The following is a 21168-nucleotide window of genomic DNA, read 5'->3' as shown; positions in this document are numbered from 1 at the left end:
TGAGGGGGAAATCCGATGAGTAAAAGGCTTGAAATCGAAAAAGTGGCCAATTTAACGCCTTTGCAGGAGGGGATGCTCTTTCATACAGTGATGGAGCCGGAATCACAAGCGTACTATGAGCAAGTACGAATGACCATCCGGGGTGAACTGAACCTGGAGGCTCTGCAAAAGAGCTTCGAGACTCTGGTGCAGCGTCACGAAACGCTTCGCTCGAATATTTATCATAAAAGTGCTTCCCGTTCGCGGCTCATCGTGTTTAAGGAGCGAAATCCAAGGCTTCGTTACGAGAATCTGACGAATATTCCCGAGGCAGAGCAAGCAAAGGCCATTCGCAGCTACGCAGACGCAGACCGAATCCATCGTTACGATCTGAGTAAGGATTTGCTCATTCGTCTGGCTGTGCTTCAAACCCAAACGAACGCATATACGCTGCTTTTAAGCTTTCATCATATTATTATGGACGGCTGGTGCCTCGGCATCGTTATGGACGAGCTGTTCGCGGCTTATGAAGCGCTGAAAGCGGGTAAGACCGTACAACTGCCAACACCGCAGCCCTATACTGGCTATGCCCGCTGGCTGGATAAGCAGGATAAGGAGGCGGCGAAGGAATACTGGCGGTCCATCCTGAACGGCTATGATCAGCCAGCCGTGCTGCCAACCCTGCCAATAGCCCATCCGCTCCAGCCAGATACCGGGTACTTGCTGCATGAGCATAAAATAACACTCACGGATGAAACAACCCGTCAATTGCGGACGGTGGCTGAACGCAACGGAACAACCCTTAGCAGTCTGTTTCTGGCTGCATGGGGAGTGGTGCTTGGAGGATACAACCAAAGTGAAGACGTCGTCTTCGGCACCGTTGTTTCCGGCCGACCGCCGGAACTTGAAGGTGTTGAACAGATGTTGGGACTTTTCATTAACACAATACCGGTACGAATCAAATTGGATGCAGATCTGCCATTCTCAGGTCTGCTTCGTGAAGTGCAGCGCAGCGTGGTTCAATCACGGGCGTATGACTATTTTTCACTCGCTGAAATACAGTCCCAGTCAGCGCTCAAGCAGCAACTCATGGATCATTTTGTTGTATTTGAAAACTACCCGCTGGAGGATATGGTTGGCCGGCCTGATCTGAAGGAACGGCTTGGATTCGTCATGGAGGACGCCCAGCTGTCCGAAGAAACACCTTACCACTTCAACATCGAAGTGGAGGACGGAAAAGCGCTGAGCTTTATGCTGTCCTACAACAACCATGTCTACAGCGATGAAGGGATGACACGGTTAGCCGGGCATTTGGAGCATGTACTCGTCCAGATTGCACGTACACCAGAACTCCTGCTGCGGAACATTCGTCTGCTGACCGCTACAGAAGAGGCGGAACTCACCAATGTATGGAGCGGACCGATTGCCGACTATCCTACCGGAACATTTCATGGAATATTTGAGGCACAGGCAGAACGTATCCCGGAACAGACCGCTGTCATCTACGAAGATACTGCACTGACCTATCATGAGCTGAATGAGCAGGCCAATCTGCTTGCTCAAGCATTACAAAACCGCGGGGTCCAACGCGAACATCTCGTCGCCGTGATGCTTGAGCGTTCAGCAGACATGATTATCGCTGTGTTAGGGATTATGAAGGCGGGAGCTGCCTACGTACCTGTCGATCCGACCTACCCGAAAGAAAGAATTGCTTACATGCTTCAGGACAGCGGAGCTACGATTATGCTCACGCAGTCTTCCTTGACTGAACTATTGGCCGATGTGGATTTTGCGAGTGAAGTGCTGGACTTGCCAGCGTTACTTCAACAAGCTTCACAAGCGGAGCATTCCCATCAACAAGCGCCTATCTACGCACCTATTTATGATCCTGAGGCTTTGGCCTACGTCATTTACACATCGGGAACGACGGGCAACGCCAAAGGCGTGATGATCGAGCATCGCCATTACGTAAATACGGCGTGGGGCTATAGAGAAGCTCACCAGTTAAAAGAGTTTCCCGTCAAGCTCCTTCAGATTGCCAGTATGTCGTTCGATGTCTTTGCCGGTGATCTGGCCAAGACATTCGTGAACGGAGGCACCATGGTCATTTGCCCACAGGATGTGCGCAACGATCCTCCAGCTTTGGCCCAGTTTCTCGAACAGCACGAAATTACGACGTTTGAAGTTCCGCCAGCCTTGTTGACGTTGCTTATGGCCTACGTATATGAACACGGTACAGATGTCAGTGCCATGAAGCTGCTTACTACAGGCGCGGACAGCTTTGGCGTTGAAAACTACCGGACGCTTTTGAATCACTTCGGCGATACGATGCGCATCATGAATACCTACGGTGTAACCGAAGCGGCTATTGATTCCAGCTTTTATGAAGAAACAGCTGAACGTCTGCCTCCGTCAGGTATCGTCCCGATTGGAAAGGCACTGCCGAATCATAAAGTATATATCGTGGATGAGGCTTTGCGTCCGCTCCCTGTCGGCGTAGCCGGGGAGTTGTGCTTGGGCGGCGCTTCTGTGGCCCGCGGTTATTTGAACCGTCCTGACCTGACGGCGGAGAAATTTGTACCGAATCCTTTTGTAAAGGGAGAGCGTCTGTACCGCACCGGAGATCTAGCACGCTGGCTGCCGGATGGCAACATTGATTTCATCGGTCGGATTGACTTTCAGGTGAAAATTCGTGGCTACCGGATCGAACCTGGTGAAATTGAGTCGGCCTTACTCCAATTGGATGAGGTACGCCAAGCGGTGGTCACGGATAGAACGGATAAAACCGGACAAAAGTATTTGTGCGCCTACGTAGCAGGTACAACCGACAAATCCTTCTTGCGGACAGAGCTTGCCAAGCAGTTGCCAAGCTATATGGTGCCCGCACATATTATCGTGCTGGATCAATTGCCTTTGACCCATAACGGTAAAATTGATCGACGTGCGCTTCCAGAACCCGAAGATTTTGTGTTGACCGACGTCGAGTATGAAGCGCCGCAGAGCGAACTGGAGCAAACACTCGCTTCCATCTGGGAGGAAGTCATTGGTGTTAAGCCGATTGGTCTGCGCAACAACTTTTTCGAGCTTGGTGGTGATTCGATCAAAGCGTTGCAAATCGCAGCCCGATTGAACGCGAAGGGCCTCAAAATGGACATGAAGGATTTGTTCCGCCATCCGCAGATTGATTTGATTGCTCCTTATATAAAAAAAGTAATTCGGACCATCCCGCAGGGGGCGGTACAAGGTACAGTGGAGTTGACACCGATCCAATGGGAATTTTTTGAGCATCATCGAACAGAACGTCATCATTACAGTCAGGCTGTCATGCTTAAGAACCCCGAAAGATGGAACGAAACCTTGCTGCGAAGCGCCGTGGACAAGCTGACCACGCACCATGATGCCTTGCGCATTACCTTTGATGAACGTGAAAAAAAACCTGTCGCCTATAACAGAGGCACAGCCGAAGGTGAACACTTTACATTGGAAAGCTACGATTTTTCACATGCTGACCAGCCTGAGGAAGAAATCGCGCAGCTCACTGACGCGTTACAAAGCCGTTTTGATTTGCGTAACGGCCCGCTTGTGCGTTTGGCTTTAATCCGGCTACAGGAATCCGATCATTTGTTAATCGTCATTCATCATCTTGTCGTAGACAGTGTGTCGTGGAGAATCCTGCTGGAAGACTTGGAAACAACCTACCAACAGTTAGCTAACGGTGAAAAGCTACAGTTACCCGCCAAGACCGATTCCTACAAAGAATGGGCAACACGTCTGTCCAAGTATGCGCAAAGCGAACTGGCGCGTCAGGAAATCAGCTATTGGAATACGGTAGAAGCTCGTGAAATACTTTCGCTACCAAAAGATCATGAGGTTCCAGATAGCCTGATCCGTGACGGGCGCAGATCCGCAGTGACACTCAGCCGGGAAGAAACCGAAAACCTGCTGAAACACGCGCACCATGCTTACAATACAGAAACAAATGATATTTTACTGACGGCGCTAGGACTGGCTTACCGGGAATGGAGCGGACATGCTGAAATTGCAGTTCAGGTGGAAAGTCATAGCAGGATGGAATTGATTAAAGACATTGACGTATCCCGTACAGTTGGCATGTTTACGTCCGTGTATCCGTTTGTGGTAAATGTGAGCAAGCCCGAAGATTTGGCCCATCAAATCAAGCTGGTTAAGGACAATTTGCGACGTGTACCCAACAAGGGTGTCGGCTATGGCATTTTACGCTACTTGACCGACAGGGAGCAGCAGGATAGGGCAGCTCTTTTTTCTGCCAAGCCACCTGAGATCAGCTTTAGCTTTGACGGAGAAGCCAGAGAAGGTACGACATGGCGTACCTCGCCACTATCCACGTTTGCTGGTACTGAAATCAACCCTCTGACTGAAAAAGCGTCCAGCTTTGATATTCATGGTGCGGTGACTGACGAAAGACTCCGCATTGTATTCGAATACAACGGACGTGAATATGAAGCATCGACGGTGGAGCGACTTACAGCCAGCTTTAAGACTCATCTGATCGAACTTATTCGCCATTGCTGTGCCAAGGATACAGCAGAACAAAGCCCGACGGATTTTACATATGGGCAATTGTCTCTGGACCAGTTTGAAAATATTGCAAATCGCTTATCAAATAAGGTGTTAAACCACCAAGTGAAAATTAAAGACCTCTATCCGCTATCCCCGATGCAGGAGGGAATGCTATTTCATTCCATACTTGATGAAAAGTCAGAGGCTTATTTCGAACAAACGATTATTACCATCCATGAAGCTATGGATACCAACCTAATCAGCCGAAGCTTACAAAAGCTGATTGAGCGATATGATATTTTCCGTACGGTATTCATGTATAAGGAGATGGATCGTCCGCTTCAGGGTGTACTGGAGGAACGATTAGCTGCTCCTGTCCATACCGAAGATGTGCGTAGTCTACCGGATGCGGAAAAGCACAGACGACTTCAAGCCATTTTACAGGAAGAGCGGCAGAGAGGTTTTGATCTGGAAAAGGGGGTTCTCATCCGGTTAGCGCTTGTACAGTGGGATGAGGACACCTCAAAGCTCATCTGGATCTCTCATCATATTATTATGGACGGCTGGTGCCTGCGGACGGTAGCCAAAGATTTTTTTGATATTTACACATCACTTCGGGACGATACTCCTTTAAAATTAGAGCCTGTCCATCCATTTAGCAGCTTTATTCAGTGGTTGGAAAGACAAAATAAAGAGGAAGCAGCAGCATACTGGAAACAATATGTGACTGATTTTGAAAATGAAACCGTCGTGCCCGGCTATACTCGATCCGTCGATCCTTCGTTTCAGGCAGAGCAACTCATATGCACATGGGGAGAGCAGCTGACCCAAGGCATGGAACAAATCGCCAAACAAAACCGTGTCACCGTCAGCACCTTATTTCAAACCGTTTGGGGCTTATTACTACAAACGTACAACAACAGTAAGGACGTCATTTTCGGGTCTGTCGTATCGGGCAGACCTGATGAAATCCCCGGTATTGAAAATATGGTCGGATTATTCATTAATACCATACCTGTACGTGTTAAAAGCTCCGCTGACCTGCGGTTTTCCGACTTGCTTACGTCTATACAGGATTCCTTGATGGAGTCCAATCGGTATTCCTATTTTTCCTTGGCTGATATTCAAGCCCATAGTGTACTAAAACAAAATCTGATCCAGCATATTGTCGCCTTTGAAAACTTTCCCGTTTCGGAAGAACTTACGGGACTGGAAAAAAATCCTAAATCCCTCCGTGTTGGTGAAATAGAGGATATTGAACAGACCAATTATGATTTGAATGTAATCGTCATGCCTGGCCGAGAGCTGGAAATCAAATTTAGCTATAACGCGCTGACGTATAACAAAAATGCGATCAAACAATTGGCTGCTCACCTCATCCAAATGATGGAGCAAGTTATTCAAAACCCAAATATCCGGGTTTCGGAGATTGATCTTTTGACAGCGGAGGAAAAACAGCAGCTCTTGTTTGATTTTAATGATACACGGAGACCGTATCCATCGGACCACACCATACATCACGGCTTTGAATTACAGGCAGAGAAAACACCGGATGCAGTAGCTATTGTATTTGAAAATCGTGAGCTAACTTACCGCGAGTTAAATAAAAAAGCTAATCAACTGGCTTCGAAGCTGCGGAAACTGGGTGTTACGCCGGATACCATCGTAGGCATTTTGACTGAACGTTCACCAGAAATGATTATCGGTATTCTTGGTATTTTGAAGGCGGGTGGAGCCTACTTGCCACTGGAGCCTTCTTATCCACTGGAACGGATTATGTTTATGCTTCAGGATAGCGGTAGCGAAATTCTGCTAACCCTATCCAACAAGGGAAAACAGATGAACACTTTCGATTTTTCCGGTACTGTTCTGGATCTGGCCGACATCAGCTCCTACGACTCCGACGACTTCATTTTTTCCGAATCGACAACGGCAGACGATCTGGCCTATGTCATGTATACATCCGGCTCGACCGGGCGTCCCAAGGGTGTCATGATTGAACACCGGAATGTCATACGGCTGGTGAAGAACACCAATTACATGCCATTTGCCGAGAACGAGCGCATTTTGCTGACCGGGGCGCTCGTGTTCGATGCCTGTACCTTTGAAATTTGGGGAGCTTTGCTGAACGGATTGCGCTTGTACATTGTACCGGAATCCGTAATCTTGGATGCTGTTCAGCTTGGTGAAGCGCTGAATCGATATCATATTACAACGATGTGGCTGACATCGCCCTTGTTTAACCAACTCACTCAGCATAAACCAGATCTCTTTGCTTCGCTAGAGCACCTGCTGGTGGGCGGGGATGTGCTTTTACCTGGGATCATTAATACAGTGAGAGCACATTCTCCGGGGCTGAACATTATCAACGTCTATGGCCCGACGGAAAACACAACATTTTCTACTTATTTCCCGATTGATAAGGAATATAATCGCATTCCTATTGGTCGTCCAATTGGCAATTCAACTGTTTATATTTTGGACTCTTCAAGCAGGCTGCTGCCTATTGGTGCTCAAGGAGAAATATGTGTTGGCGGGGATGGTCTGGCACGTGGCTATCTGAACAGGGATGATCTGACCCAGCTAAATTTTGTCCCTAATCCATTCATTCCGGGCGAAAAAATGTATCGGACAGGTGATTTGGGCAGATGGCTACCGGATGGCAATCTTGAGTATCTCGGACGGATAGACCAGCAGGTTAAAATCCGCGGATATCGTATTGAGCCTGGGGAAATTGAAACCCAGCTCATGAGGCATGATGCAGTTCAGGAGGTGCACGTAGCCGTAAAAAGCACAAACGATGGTCAAAAAACGCTCTGTGCTTATATCTCAACCGACGTACCGCTATCTAAGAGTGATATGAAGACCCATTTGACTGGCCAGTTGCCGGATTATATGATTCCTGCCCAGTATGTGTTCCTGCCAGCGTTTCCTCTAACAACGAACGGTAAAATCGACCGCCAAGCATTGCCTGAGCCAGAAATGACCAGCGGTTCCGATATGGAATACGTTGCTCCAAGAAATGAAGTGGAACAACAGTTGGCGGACCTGTGGCAAGCAGTGCTTGGCGTTGAAAAGGTCGGCATTGACGACGGCTTTTTCGAGCTTGGAGGTCATTCATTGAAGGCCATTCAACTGGTATCCAAAGTACAGGAATCGAACATTCCGCTGGATATACATCAATTGCTTCAATATCAGACGATAAGAAGCTTGTCTGATCTTTTACAACGTGGTGAAGAGGGCGGAGTGAACGCGGATACGCTCATTGCGAAAGCTCAGGAGGTTGAGCGGGCTATTACAGAAGCGTTTGGTGTACAGGTCTTGCTTCAGTCCGTATCCACCGATAAGCAAAACTATTTGTTCCTGCAAGTAGAGCCTTTTTGTGTAGAACAAGTTCAGGCAATCTCTGAATTTATCCAATCTTATATCCATCCAGACCTGCACCCGCATTATATCGTTCGCTGGGGAACCGACGAACCAGATAGAATTCTCGGAGCTACACCGATACACGAAGAACAAGAAACCTTACTTAAACAACAGGCCGATGTATGGCTTGCCAGCATTGCTGAGTTAAATACAGAGTGGAATACCAATATACTAAGTCTGAATGCTATTGGGCGCTATCCGCTTGCACCAGCTCAGCATTACCATTTGCAACATTTTACAGGTTCGGGTATGGCTGTGCAGTTAGATAGCTACTTGGACACCGAGCGTTTGACCGTAACAATTCAGCGGCTTATTCAACGCCATGAATTGCTAAGAAGCGTACTTGTTCAATCGTCCGGAGCATGGGAATGGGAGTTGCGTCCAGTTCCAGAGCATCTTTCTTTACCGACTGTTGATCTCTCGGATCAGCCGGTACAAGCACAACGCAGGCTTCTTTCTTCCATTGCCTCTAACCTATTTTTAGAACCTTATGAACTTGCACAGTCGCTGCAGTACCGGATCGTCCTGATTCGCTTAAATTTGCGGGAACATCTGCTATTGCTCCCTTGCTCGCACATCATTTTTGATGCTACGAGCAGTGACATCCTGCGCAGACAACTCCTTGATGAATATCATCGTCCGCAGCAGACGGCACATGCGACAGAAGAGGTGCAATACGGGGAATATGTAAACCATATCCGCCAAGGCCCTCAAGGAATCGGGGATCAGGAAATCAGCGAGCAATTCAAACTCCAGACGTTTGGTGAGAATAATGATCGTATCCATGTGCTGACCGAAGAACGCAACTATGCGGACACTACCAGATATCGTTGGGAGCTGAATTTAAGCGACATTTCAGAGCAGCACAGCGCTGCGAATATGTGGGATATTTCGCTTCAAATGGCTGTACGTTTTTTCAGCAGCTATTTCCAACTCTCTGATGTTCCGCTTTGGCTTACTAATTATGGAAGACAATATGGCGACCGAAACTATTTTGGAACCGTAGGCGAGTGTATTGATCATATACCCGTTGTACTGCAGGAAGATGACACTGAATCCTATGAAAAGAGTATCCATACCCACCTGGGCTTTGCTTCACGCTATCATTTGAACTTTTTCAATCTGATCTTCAATGCTGAAATGGAGAAAGCTTACCCGGTATCCAGCAGCATTTTGAAAAAAGGACTTGAACAGCTGCCTATCGTATTCAACTATTTGGGTGAGGGACGAGAGGATGCAGAATTGCTCGACAATCTGCATACCGAAGGCACACAGGCCAATGTCAACAAGGTTATTTTCTTTGAGTCAGAGCATGTAGGGGATATTCTGAAAATCTCACTTACCATTCCATATCATGAGAACGACCAGTATATCCATCAAATCTTCCAGACTGCTAGTGACAGGCTCTTGAATGCTTTGACCATTTTGCAGTAAGGAGATGAAGATGTGAATCTATTGTTTAAGGATAGCCGTTTTATCCGTTTTTTTGCATCTCGTACTTCTGCCAATATCGCAGACAGCATTTATTCTATCGTCCTGCTGTATTTTGTTCAGCAATCGACACAGTCGGTGGCGATGACCAGCTTCACGTATACGGCCGTATCTGCGGCGTCGATTTTTAGCTTTCTCGTGGGTCCTTTGGTGGACCGTTATTCACCGCCTTTGTTAGCCAGCATCGCCTTGTTTACGCAGGCTGTGCTCATTTTGGCCGTCCCGTTTCTCATTCAGAACGGGATGGTCAATCTGGTCGCTATCCTTGTTATTGTATTCATTGCATCCTGCTTCTCCACACTCTTTTATCCGGCCAACAGTAAAATGCTGCCGCAATTGGTAGGTTCGCCGGATTTGATTGTCCGGGCGAATTCCATGATTTCGTCGACGGATCAGGTTATTAATATCGCCGGATATCTGGCTGGAGCCTCGCTCATCATCGCAATGGGGATGAAAAATACGTTTTTTCTAGCCAGTGCGATGCTGTTTCTGTCAGGCTTTGTGTACGTCAGGCTCAACAAGCAAATTGATTCTCCTGCGGTGGAAGACACTAACGGTAGGGGTTCACTGAAGCTGGGGTACTATCTGAAGGAGTTGAAAGAAGGGTATCTTTTTGTAAAACAGCACACCTTCCTGAGAATCATGCTTCCATTTTTTGCGCTGACGAACTTTTCGATGGCGATCTTGGTCATTGCCATGCCTTCCATCGCTGTATCCTATGGCTCACCGATCTATTACAGCTTGCTCTATGTAGCCTATTTTATCGGTATTTTTATCGGTTCCTTTCTGGTCAGTGTACTGAAAAAGAACGGCATTACCATCGCGGTTTCCTGGGTAGCTATGGGGCTGGCAATCTATGTGTTTTCCATTGTGCCGGAGATGTGGATGAAGCTGCTGGCAGCTCTGTTATTAGGCGTTTTTACAGGCATCATCAATGTACTGCAAACGTCTTTGATTCAAATTATTACACCGCTGCCGTTACTGGGACGTGTTACAGCCTTTCTTAACACCTTGTCGAGCGCGGCTCTGCCATTAGGGGCCTTGATTGGAGGGGCGTTAGCTTTACGGTTTGCTCTGAGTGAGGTCCTTTTTTTCAGCGGACTGATTACTGGATTGTGCGGATTGGTTATGTTCCTGGTCAAGGATATTCGCCAGTTTGAGATTCCATCAGAGGAGATTGGAGGAGTAGCCCCTTTCCACAATTCATAAGCCACGCATGCAAAATGTCAGGTCCTCATCACAGGGTCTGGCATTTTTAGTATGTCTGGCTTCGCCACGTTTAGGCTGACTATTTTGGCGCTGGTGTTGGAGCGCCGTTTATGGTTATCATAGACGAAGATATCATTCGTAGTTTACATTCACATATTAAAGGAGATATATAATGGCCGAGCCCTTAAAAAATATGTACACGGAGAATTTTCTTCAACAATTCGGTGAAAAAGTACAGTCTGCGTACAAGCCGTTCGATACCATCGGATTTATCCATCAAGTGATGGATGAAAATTGGGATGAACTGGAGCTAAAAGAACGAATACGGCGTATTTCGTTTACATTAGGGTCATTTTTGCCCAGCAATTATAGAGAAGCTTTGGATATTCTTTTTGCTATAGACGAGCATTGCAGTGGTTTTCCGTACTTGTTTTTCCCCGATTTTGTGGAGGTGTATGGGCAGGGAGAGGAGCATTGGGACCTGTCCATGAAGGCACTGGAGCGCTTCACATCTAAATCCTCTGCGGAGTTTGCCGTGAGACCCTTCCTCCTGCGTGAACCAGAACGGATGATGCAGCAGATGACGACCTGGGCGGGACACCAAAGTGAACACGTTCGCCGTCTTGCCAGCGAAGGTTGCCGTCCACGGCTACCCTGGGGACAGGCATTGCCTGTGTTTAAGCGCAATCCTGCTCCAGTATTGACCATATTGGAATTACTGAAGGCCGATCCATCACTATATGTACGGAAAAGTGTAGCCAACAACCTGAACGATATTGCCAAGGATCATCCTGATGTGGTCATTGCTACGGCTCAACGGTGGAAAGGGACACATCCTGACACCGACTGGATTGTGCGTCATGGCTGTCGAACCTTGATTCGCAAATCCATCCCCGAAGTGATGGCAATGTTTGGCTATGCGGATGAAACAGACGGGGCGCCGTTAGTCACTGAAGCCTCTTTCAGCACAGCCCCTGCCTTGCTAAGGCTCGGTGATAACTGTGAGTTGAGCTACGCGCTTCAGCTTCGAGAAGGTGACCCAGTACGAGTCCGTATCGAGTACGGCATCGATTTTGTGAAGGCGAGAGGACAAGTCTCACGTAAACTGTTTTTGCTATCTGACAAAACGGTCCCCGGAGGAACCCGTCTTACAGGTACACGGACACACCGCTTTGCAGACCTGACAACTCGTCGCCATTATGCGGGAGCGCACCGGATTACGCTGCTCGTAAACGGGCAGGAAGCAGCTTTTACAATGGTAGAACTCCAGTTGTAGAATCACGAAGAAAAAGAGCCTGAAATCAGGCTCTTTATTTTTATCGTTCGCTTTACCAAATTTATTTTTTTCCAAAAAATGATTCTGGTATTAGAACCTGGTACTAAGACGTGTTATACTACAGTAAGAAAGTGGATCTCATCTTATGTATAAAGGGGAAGGTATAATTTGACAGATCAACAACAATGGCTTGCGCCTGAATATTACAATATGACTTCGGAAATGGAACACCATGATACTGGTAAAACTGCACTCAAGTGGCTGAGTGAGACAGGAGAATACGAAGAAATCACCTACGGAGAGCTGTTGAAAAAGGCTAACCGGCTGGCTGGAGGACTCGCAAATCTGGGATTTAACAAAGGTGACAGGGTTCTGGTCGTAGTACCACGGCGTATTATTGCGTATGTAATTTATCTGGCATGCTTGAAGCTGGGGCTTGCTGTCATTCCATCTTCAGAAATGCTACGTGCCAAGGATATTGCATATCGTCTTCGCCATTCGGAAGCGCGTGCAGTCATTGCCTGGACGGGAGTAACAAGCGAAGTGGACAAAATAAATGATGATTTGCCTGCTCTGGATTATCGTATCGTGGTCTCCGGGGACGACACGGCAGATGTATCTGGCTGGCTCGTGCTGAATGAACTGATGGATGGACAGGGAGATACTTTTGAAGCTGTAAAGACACACCGTGACGACATGGCCATTCTGGCCTATACATCGGGCACCACGGGAAATCCTAAAGGTGTTGTACATAGCCATGGCTGGGGATATGCTCATCTGCGGATAACATCACCATGGTTGGATATTCGAGCTTCAGACGTAGTATGGGCTACAGCTGCACCAGGATGGCAAAAGTGGATTTGGAGTCCGTTTTTATCCGTACTGGGGAATGGAGCGACGGGATTCGTATATAATGGTCCGTTTCGTCCGGGTCGCTATTTGCAGTTCATGCAGCAGTACGGAATCCAAGTGTTGTGCTGTACGCCGACAGAATACCGGATTATGGCGAAAACGGATGGTTTGGATCAATATGATCTATCCCAATTGCGCAGCGCAGTTTCTGCGGGAGAGCCTCTCAATCAGGAGGTCATTAATAAGTTTCAGGAGCAGTTCAACATTACGATTCGTGACGGCTACGGTCAAACAGAGAGCACATTAATTATTGGTAATTTAAAGGATGCACCTCTGCGTACAGGCTCAATGGGCAAATCTATTGCACCGGGACTCGTTGAGGTCGTAGACGAGGATGGCATTCCGCTGGCTCCGGGGCAAGTGGGCGATATTGCGGTACGTGCCGATCTGCCGGCATTATTTCATACGTATTACCATGATCCAGAACGTAAATTAGCTAGTGTCCACGGAGATTATTTTGTTACGGGAGACCGGGCTCGCAAAGATGAGGATGGATATTTCTGGTTCGAAGGACGTGGGGATGATATCATTATCAGTTCTGGCTATACCATTGGTCCTTTTGAAGTAGAGGAAGCGCTTATGAAGCATGACTCCGTGCAGGAATGTGCTGCCGTAGCCAGCCCTGACGAAATCCGTGGGCATGTTGTAAAGGCTTTTGTCGTACTTAAAGCTGGGGTAGAAGGCTCACCGGCGTTAGTGAAGGAACTGCAACATCATGTGAAAACATGGACGGCGCCTTATAAATATCCACGCAAAATAGAGTTTATTCAAGAGCTTCCTAAAACTAGCTCGGGCAAAATACGAAGAGTGGAGCTGCGTGAAATGGAGAAGCAATCCGTACTGTAGTGATGAAATCATTCAATATAATCAAAACGGAACAGGAGCGTGGAAAAATGAGTACATTTGAATCATTGTTGGAGCAATACGCAGAACTGGTCGTAAGAGTAGGGGTTAACATTCAGCCCGGACAGGCGTTTTTGGTAACTGCACCACTGGAAACTGTTGAGTTTACACGCCTGATTGTCAGCAAAGCCTATGAAGCAGGCGCTAAATATGTACAGGTAGAGTTCGAGGATGATTCCATTACACGTAGTCGTTTTGAACATGGTGACGAAGCCAGCTTTGATTACTACCCTGCTTGGAAGGCAGAAATGATGGAGAAATTTGCTGAAGAGGGAGGAGCCACACTAACGATTAAAGTGCCGAACCCTGATTTATATCAAGGCATTGATCCACAAAAGGTTTCTCGTGCGACCAAGGCGGCGGCTACGGCGAGAGAAGGTTTTTCCAAATATACCCGAAATCATAAAATTAGCTGGTGTTTGATTAAAGCGCCGACGAAGGCTTGGGCCGATAAAGTATTTGCAGATGTAGCAGAAGAAGATCGTATACGTGTCATGTGGGATACAATCTTCCAAATGAATCGTGTAGATGGCTCTGATCCTATTCAGAATTGGCAGAAACATTTGAAAAACCTTGAACAGGTACAAGACAAGCTGAATCATAAAAAGTATAAAAGCCTCCACTATCGTGCACCAGGAACAGATTTGAGAATTGAACTGGCTGACGGACATATTTGGCGCAGCGGTGGTGGTGAGAACGAACGCGGAGATTACTTTGTCGCGAATATGCCGACAGAAGAAGTGTTCACGATGCCTAAGCGTACAGGTGTGAATGGTCATGTCACAAGTACCATGCCACTCAATTTAAATGGACAACTGGTGGATCGCATAACGTTTACCTTTAAGGACGGTAAAGTCACTGAATATACAGCAGAATCCGGCGAGCAGCATTTGACTCATTTGCTCACTACGGATGAAGGGGCCAGCTATTTGGGAGAAGTTGCACTGGTGCCGCACGATTCACCGATTTCCAATCTCAATCGCATTTTTTACAATACAGGTATTGACGAAAATGCCTCCTGCCACTTGGCTCTAGGCAGTGCGTATCCATTTAATATGGAAAATGGCACACAAATGAACCGGGAGGAGCTGCTCCAGAACGGTGCCAATGTCAGCCTGACTCATGTGGACTTCATGATCGGCTCAGCTGAGCTGGATATTGACGGCGAACTGCAAGACGGAAGCAAAGAAGCCGTGTTCCGCAAAGGAAATTGGGCTATTTAGGCCTTTTTTCAATCTCCATTCAATCGACCCGCAAACGATCTCATTCGTTATGCGGGTTTTTCTATTCCCTAAATCTCAAATTGCTCCTTGTTTTGTGAAATATAAAGTGCTAAACTGAGTTTAAACAGTAATTTAAACAACGTTTTAATTACTGTTTGAAAAGTCATTTACATAAAATCGTCCCATTTCATTCATCCGTTATGATTCGACGAAACAGGAGGAGGAAAAACATGAATCACCCAGACAAGAAACAACAAACCAAAGAAAAAATCTTAGACGCTACGCTGGAATTTATTCAAAAGGAAGGTTTTGAGGCGGTTACAATCAGAAAAATTGCCGACCTGTCTGCTACTAATATTTCTTTAGTTAATTATTATTTTGGCTCTAAGGAAAATCTGCTCAGTGAAGCTATTGAAGTGATATTAAATGGCTTTCAGCACACCTTTTCTATTTTGGACAATACAGCGATGCCCCCCCAAGATAGACTGAAACAATTTTTACTTAACTATCTGCAGGTCATTCGTCAATATCCAGAGCTTCTTTCGCGAATTATTGCCATGGGCAGCACGCCCTTTACATCTCAACAGGAATACGGAAGGTTTTTAAACATAATGGGATTTCCAAAGGTTCAGAGCACGATCAAGGAGCTGACAGGTGAGCAACAGCCGGAGCGCTTGTTAGCGATGATGCTGCAAATATTTGGAGCTATTTTTCTGCCTGCACTGATGAGTCCAATTCTTGAATCAGGGGCAGTTGTGGAAATACCTTCAGTAGAGGAACAATTAAATCTGCTGTTCGAAAGATATTTCGATCAAAAATAAATCATAGGGGTGACTAATATGAATCTTTTGAGAAAATATTGGCAAGATGCAGGGGCTATAATCGGTGTGGTTGTATGTATTGTTTTACTTATGAATCCAGCTATCCTTTCGGATATAACAGGCATGTTATGGTTGAGTTTTGTGGCTATATTGTTTCATCAATTTGAGGAGTACCGCTGGCCTGGATATTTTGCTGGTTTATTTAACAATGTTATGTTTAAAAGTGACACACCGGATCATTACCCTTTAAACACTCAATCAGCGATGATTATCAATGTGGCAATTGCCTATGTGTTTTATCTGCTTCCCGTATGGTTTCCGCAAGTAATCTGGCTTGGACTCGCACCAGTTTTTATGGGATTCTTTCAGGTCGTTTGGCACGGCATCGTTGTCAATATTAAAGCAAAAACCTTATATAATCCTGGCTTGTTTACGGCACTTCTCCTGCATGTTCCAGTCGGAATCTGGTATATTCATGAAATAGTACAGCGAGACATCCCAACGGCAATAGACTGGATTGCGGGTACGATCTACTTTGTTTTTGCTGTATACATCTTCATCATTAAAGGGAATATATGGTTGAAAAAGAGTGGCTCTCCTTACTCCTTTTCTAAACAACAGCTGGGAGCTTATGGTCGTAAATAGGGTATGTTAGAAAATCATCAATGTCCTTGTTTACAAGTTGGAAACAAGTAGAGGTATTCCGGAAATGAGGTTCGGTTACACTTGGTTTGTACCCAAGAACAAGGAAAGAGTGATCTTATAATGAAGCATACACATCAATCTTATGATCGTAAAAAGTTGGCTTACAAGCTAATCACCACTAGTGCTTTATTGGCTATAGGTTTTGCTGTGATGACAGGATGCAGCAATAGCGGGGAGGAAAAATCAACTGCTCCTACTAAAGCAGAAACAGTCACACCACCTGCTAGTTCTACAGATCAAAACACGGACCTCAATACTAATGGGCAAGGCTCAACCTCTACTCATCAAGAACCTGCCAGTAGTACTGCTTCATCTCACGGTAAACACAGCTCCGCAGCTGCTATACTCAGCGCAGCCAAGCAGGGGACCTTACCGAATTTGCCTAAAGGTCTTGGCTTGGGAACTAGTAGCGATTTGTTATTTGAGCTGTGGGGGAAATCCGAGTCAGGTTCTACAGGTCCTATGAGAAGCTATGCTAAGTATCATACAGACATCATGCTGGATGGAAGTGATAAAGTTACAGAAATTACATCTTCCGATCCAGACTATAAGAAGTTGCTTATCAAACAAGTTGTTGACGAATTGGGCAAACCTACGGAAACCGTTGACACCTCTAGAGACATACCTGACACAGCAGAAGCTAATTATACGATCAATAACACATCAGGACTTAGTTATTATTTAGTATTTTCCTATCAAACCAAAACGCAAAAGATCAATTATATACGATTATATTTCAACTCTAAAACACCATAATTGGATGTATATAACAGAGTCGTTTCCGTCAGAATTGCGGAGGCGACTTTGTTCAAACTCATTGCATTTTTAGGTTATGTTGTTTATACTGATTTGTAATTGATTAATCACTAATCAGAAAACTGTGCTAAATAAAAGGATGAAAAAAACATGGCTAAAGCTACGTCAACATCTATAAATCGCCAAAAGGAAATCATATCTGCTGCTATTGAAGTGTTTGCAGAGATGGGCTACTACCGAGCTACAACAGCCAAAGTTGCGGAACGGGCCAATATTTCTCAGCCCTATGTCTTTCGTTTTTTCGCTACCAAGGAAGCGTTGCTTGTTGAAGCCTTGAAGGTTTCATTTGCACGTATCATAGACTCTTTTCACAGCGTCATTCATTCGGCCTCATCTGAACAGCTCGAGCAAGAGCTAATTGCAGCCTATTCGCAAATGATGATGGAATACCGCAATGAAACACTTTTGCAAATGCAGGCGCAGACGATCCGCGAGGATGAGGTCGTAAGCGTGATGCAGCAAGGATTCCGTGAAATTCATACGACGGTTTATGATGCTTTCCGACGGGCAGGTATTGAACAAGCAATGGAAAGAACGATGCTTTTTCTTGCCAGAGGTATGCTGTGCAATATTTCGATGTCGCTGGATCTGCCAGAACTGATGAAAAAAGACGATTAATTTGGGTTTATGCATTAGAGTCGCGTTTTTGCGCGGCTTTTTTGCTTTTAATTTTATTTTGTTCAAGACATGATTTCGTTTGCTTCTGAGAAAAAACGGCCAAATAAGTTGACAAGAGAAGCGAGTCTCGTTATTCTAATACCCATAGGGGTATATGTATAAAGGGAATTAACTAAGCTAAGCCCCCTCAAAAAACAGGCGGAGGTTATAGAATGTCATCAACTAACAATATCCAAGCAGATCATATTCTTGATTGCAAAGGGCTAGCTTGTCCTATGCCAATAGTAAGAACAAAAAAGGCTATGAATGAGCTCGTTCCCGGAAAGATTATGGAGGTCCAGGCGACTGACAAAGGTTCATTAGCCGATTTTCAGAGCTGGGCCAAAAACACCGGACATCAATATTTGGGTACTCTCCAAGAAGGAGATGTAATGCGACATTATTTACGCAAAGCAAATCCGGCTGAAGTGAAGAAGGAGCAAATATTTTCTTCTACGATAAGCCATGAAGAGCTACAAGCAAAATGTTCTGGAAAAGAGAACTTCATTTTGCTTGATGTTCGTGAACCCGCTGAATTTGCGCTTAAACATATCCCTGGATCTAAGCACATCCCTCTTGGCGAACTGGAGAACAGACTCTCTGAACTGAACTTGGAGGAAGAGATAGCAGTGATTTGTCAAGCTGGAGCACGCAGTGAAATGGCTGTCAGTTATTAGTTTCCAAAGGCGCTAATAAAGTCAAATCTGTACTTTCAGGCATATCCGAATGGGCTGGAGAGACTAAGGGAAGCGAATCCATATGAGTACGACAGCAGGAATTTATACAAATAATCAAGAATATGCTCAGCCCAAAACAACGATTGTATTATTCAGCGGGGAGCTGGATAAGGTGATTGCTGCATTCATTATTGCGAATGGAGCGGCAGCATATGATCATGAAGTAACTATTTTCTTTACTTTTTGGGGGCTAAATACGCTACGCAAGGATGAAATCGTGAGCACCAATAAGGGAATGCTCGAAAAAGCCTTTGGCTGGATCATGCCTCGTGGACCCAAAAAGCTTGCACTATCCAAAATGAATTTTGCCGGACTTGGTCCACAGATGATCAAGCATGTCATGAAAAAGCACAATGCGCTTTCCTTGCCGCAGCTTATAGAGTTGGCACGAGAGCAGGGGATCAAGCTCGTCGCCTGTACCATGACCATGGATTTGTTAGGGCTGCAGCAAGAAGAGTTAATCGACGGTTTGGAATATGCTGGTGTAGCCGCCTACTTGGGGGATGCTTCGCAGGGCAAGGTGAATCTATTTATTTAGGGTATCCTATTTATTTTTTTGGTTTATAATATACCTATACGTGTATATGGTAAGTCAAAAAAGGAGTGCATTACTTATGGATTACAATTACAGTGATGAACTGAAAACGCGCTTGAGGAGGATTGAGGGACAGGTGCGTGGGGTACTTCGTTTAATGGATGAAGGAAAATCGTGCAAAGACGTCGTTAGCCAGTTATCTGCCGTACGTAACGCATCAGATAAAGCGATTGCCCAAATTGTAGCAGAGAATCTGCAACGATGTATATTGGAAGAGCAAGAGGCTGGAGGAGACACGGATAAGCTGGTTAAAGAAGCGATTCAGCTTCTTGTGAAAAGTAGATAATCATGACTCCAGAGTCCAAGCTAGCGGGCAATGATGTCACTATGCACAAAATTACGGGAGCTGGCATATTGCCTTTACGCAGCCACATATATTGGACGTGGTTAAGAGTTTTTTGATAAACATCTGAAAGATTAAGATTATATACTAGCCGTAATTAAAAAGTTCGCTGCCTCTAGTTGGTAGCGGGCTTTTTTAATCGGACAATTTTAGGAATACCCCTCTGTTTATGCTGTGGTAGACAGGTGTAAATAACACATAAAGAAAACAACTTCTTCCGGGAGGCATACTTATGGAGGTATTTGTTACGATCGGTGTCAAATTGATCATCAGCTTTTTTGGCTTGTGGATCATTACTTTTATTACAGGTCGGAAAACACTCAGTCAGTTAACACCGCTCGATTTTCTGACATCATTGGTGTTAAGCGAAATTGTGGGGAATACGTTATATGACGATAAGGTGACCATTTGGCATCTTTTGTTTGCTTTGGCACTATGGTGCGCGCTGGCCTACTTTTTCGAAAAAGCGACGACCCATTTTGTGAAATTTGGATATATGGCAGAAGGTCGAACAGTATTGCTCGTGGATAAAGGGCAGGTTAATCAAGAGATGCTTGAAAAATATGATATAGAATTCACACAGTTGCTCTCCATGCTGCGCCAGCAAAATATTTTTTCTCTACGTGAGGTCTGGTATGCCACATTAGAGACGAACGGTTCATTGTCAGTCATGCGCAAACCCGAATACGAGCCACCCGCCGCTCAGGATATGGGAATAGATGCACAGCCTGATCTTTTTTCTGTTACAGTCATTGATAAAGGAAAGCTTCTGAACGAATCTATGCGTGGGAAGTCAATCGATATTGAAAAGATTAAAGCTAAGGTGCGAGAGCAGGGATATGATAGTATCGATGAGATTGCCTATGCAGAGTTTAGCGAGGATGGAACACTTCACATCGTGCCGATGAAATAGAAAAAGCACAATAAAAGAGGCTAAATTACGAAGCGGGCTGTTTTTTTAGCTCGGTATTGTTCTTTCTAATAATGAAGCAGCAGTATTTCCTTCAAGCTTAAAATCTGCGGACACCATCTCTGTAATCAAGCCCTCCATTAAATCGGAAAGCAAGTTTTGGTCAATCAGTCCTTCAATATAACAAACGGCAAATTGGCCGGTATGGGTAGGACTTCCGGGAAAATCACGAATAATAAAGTCAGAGCTTTTCCCAAGTTTTAATTTGAGCAAAGATAGAGTATGTGCTAATGATGGGTTTATGGGTTCTGAAGAGGCTTGCTGTTTGGATTTTTCGATATCCTGTGTGTACCTTTTTCCAGGTTTCAGAACATTTCTAATCCAACGTGTTAACACAAGTGAACCCCCTCTTTTTTGATAAAGCATATCTTTGCCCTGCACCCAAAAATATACGCTATTTTTATGAATTGGATACTTAATGAAAGACATTTGGAAGCCTCATAATTCTCGAATTTCGCAAATCAACCAGCACAGGGTGCAGAGCAGTTTGACTTATAGAATATTTGGGTCCCGGATTGAGGAGACTACCTCTTATGGGTTTGAAATTTTTTCAGAAAGTGGTGATC

13 protein-coding genes and 1 pseudogene are annotated in these 21168 nt (G+C 45.5%); 13 read left to right on the top strand and 1 reads right to left on the bottom strand.

The features are described 5' to 3' along the window. The first annotated feature begins 15 nt into the window (after positions 1-15). From MHB46_RS02095 to MHB46_RS02035, 13 genes and pseudogenes are all read left to right on the top strand, one after another. Positions 16-9378 carry an amino acid adenylation domain-containing protein gene (locus MHB46_RS02095; RefSeq protein WP_341161436.1) on the top strand — a complete coding sequence of 3121 codons (9363 nt, stop codon included), beginning with the start codon at positions 16-18 and terminating at the stop codon, positions 9376-9378. 12 nt (positions 9379-9390) lie between these two features. Next, the gene (locus tag MHB46_RS02090) at positions 9391-10644 is read left to right on the top strand and encodes an MFS transporter (RefSeq protein ID WP_209942153.1); all 1254 of its coding nucleotides are present in this window, start codon (positions 9391-9393) and stop codon (positions 10642-10644) included. Between the two features lie 172 nt (positions 10645-10816). Next, a complete protein-coding gene (locus MHB46_RS02085; RefSeq protein WP_341161435.1) occupies positions 10817-11920 on the top strand; it encodes a DNA alkylation repair protein in 1104 nt (367 codons plus the stop codon). Positions 11921-12088: 168 nt separating this feature from the next. Further along, positions 12089-13678, top strand: coding sequence for an acyl-CoA synthetase (locus MHB46_RS02080; protein ID WP_165179652.1), 1590 nt, complete (start codon positions 12089-12091; stop codon positions 13676-13678). A 47-nt stretch (positions 13679-13725) separates the two neighbouring features. Further along, positions 13726-14958 carry an aminopeptidase gene (locus MHB46_RS02075; RefSeq protein ID WP_165179651.1) on the top strand — a complete coding sequence of 411 codons (1233 nt, stop codon included), beginning with the start codon at positions 13726-13728 and terminating at the stop codon, positions 14956-14958. Positions 14959-15188: 230 nt separating this feature from the next. Beyond that, entirely contained in the window at positions 15189-15779 is a 591-nt protein-coding gene (locus MHB46_RS02070; RefSeq protein WP_068939440.1) for a TetR/AcrR family transcriptional regulator, read from the top strand. Positions 15780-15797: 18 nt separating this feature from the next. After that, complete coding sequence (locus tag MHB46_RS02065; RefSeq protein WP_341161434.1) at positions 15798-16424, top strand: HXXEE domain-containing protein; 627 nt, start codon at positions 15798-15800, stop codon at positions 16422-16424. A gap of 120 nt (positions 16425-16544) precedes the next feature. After that, positions 16545-17240, top strand: a complete 696-nt coding sequence (locus MHB46_RS02060) for a DUF4309 domain-containing protein (protein WP_254351908.1) — start codon at positions 16545-16547, stop codon at positions 17238-17240. A 150-nt stretch (positions 17241-17390) separates the two neighbouring features. Further along, positions 17391-17918: a TetR/AcrR family transcriptional regulator gene (locus MHB46_RS02055; protein ID WP_254327402.1), complete on the top strand. Its 528-nt coding sequence runs from the start codon at positions 17391-17393 to the stop codon at positions 17916-17918. Positions 17919-18130: 212 nt separating this feature from the next. Continuing rightward, positions 18131-18720 (top strand): annotated as a pseudogene (locus MHB46_RS02050) (sulfurtransferase TusA family protein). Continuing rightward, positions 18717-19232, top strand: a complete 516-nt coding sequence (locus MHB46_RS02045; protein WP_341161433.1) for a DsrE/DsrF/DrsH-like family protein — start codon at positions 18717-18719, stop codon at positions 19230-19232. Before MHB46_RS02050 ends, MHB46_RS02045 begins: the two are co-directional and overlap by 4 nt. 76 nt (positions 19233-19308) lie before the next feature. After that, a complete protein-coding gene (locus MHB46_RS02040; protein WP_013310304.1) occupies positions 19309-19575 on the top strand; it encodes a metal-sensitive transcriptional regulator in 267 nt (88 codons plus the stop codon). Positions 19576-19864: 289 nt separating this feature from the next. After that, positions 19865-20545 (top strand): DUF421 domain-containing protein, encoded by a 681-nt coding sequence (locus MHB46_RS02035; protein ID WP_341161432.1) that lies wholly within the window; start codon positions 19865-19867, stop codon positions 20543-20545. 45 nt (positions 20546-20590) lie between these two features. On the opposite strand, the gene MHB46_RS02030 is transcribed toward MHB46_RS02035, so the two are convergent. Further along, positions 20591-21031 carry a hypothetical protein gene (locus MHB46_RS02030; RefSeq protein WP_341161431.1) on the bottom strand — a complete coding sequence of 147 codons (441 nt, stop codon included), beginning with the start codon at positions 21029-21031 and terminating at the stop codon, positions 20591-20593. Between the last annotated feature and the right edge of the window lie 137 nt (positions 21032-21168).

The sequence above is a fragment of the Paenibacillus sp. FSL H7-0703 genome, from assembly GCF_038003485.1.
Lineage (GTDB): Bacteria > Bacillota > Bacilli > Paenibacillales > Paenibacillaceae > Paenibacillus > Paenibacillus polymyxa_B.
Note: the sequence above shows the minus strand (reverse complement) of the source record. Positions and strands in the feature narration are given on the sequence as shown.

Bases quoted from the DNA above. Each gene is read 5' to 3' on its own strand.
- MHB46_RS02085 (WP_341161435.1), top strand. From the start codon at position 10,817: ATGGCCGAGCCCTTAAAAAATATGTACACGGAGAATTTTCTTCAACAA.
- MHB46_RS02070 (WP_068939440.1), top strand. From the start codon at position 15,189: ATGAATCACCCAGACAAGAAACAACAAACCAAAGAAAAAATCTTAGAC.
- MHB46_RS02035 (WP_341161432.1), top strand. From the start codon at position 19,865: ATGGAGGTATTTGTTACGATCGGTGTCAAATTGATCATCAGCTTTTTT.
- MHB46_RS02065 (WP_341161434.1), top strand. From the start codon at position 15,798: ATGAATCTTTTGAGAAAATATTGGCAAGATGCAGGGGCTATAATCGGT.
- MHB46_RS02060 (WP_254351908.1), top strand. From the start codon at position 16,545: ATGAAGCATACACATCAATCTTATGATCGTAAAAAGTTGGCTTACAAG.
- MHB46_RS02045 (WP_341161433.1), top strand. From the start codon at position 18,717: ATGAGTACGACAGCAGGAATTTATACAAATAATCAAGAATATGCTCAG.
- MHB46_RS02040 (WP_013310304.1), top strand. From the start codon at position 19,309: ATGGATTACAATTACAGTGATGAACTGAAAACGCGCTTGAGGAGGATT.
- MHB46_RS02030 (WP_341161431.1), bottom strand. From the start codon at position 21,031: ATGTCTTTCATTAAGTATCCAATTCATAAAAATAGCGTATATTTTTGG.
- MHB46_RS02095 (WP_341161436.1), top strand. From the start codon at position 16: ATGAGTAAAAGGCTTGAAATCGAAAAAGTGGCCAATTTAACGCCTTTG.
- MHB46_RS02075 (WP_165179651.1), top strand. From the start codon at position 13,726: ATGAGTACATTTGAATCATTGTTGGAGCAATACGCAGAACTGGTCGTA.
- MHB46_RS02055 (WP_254327402.1), top strand. From the start codon at position 17,391: ATGGCTAAAGCTACGTCAACATCTATAAATCGCCAAAAGGAAATCATA.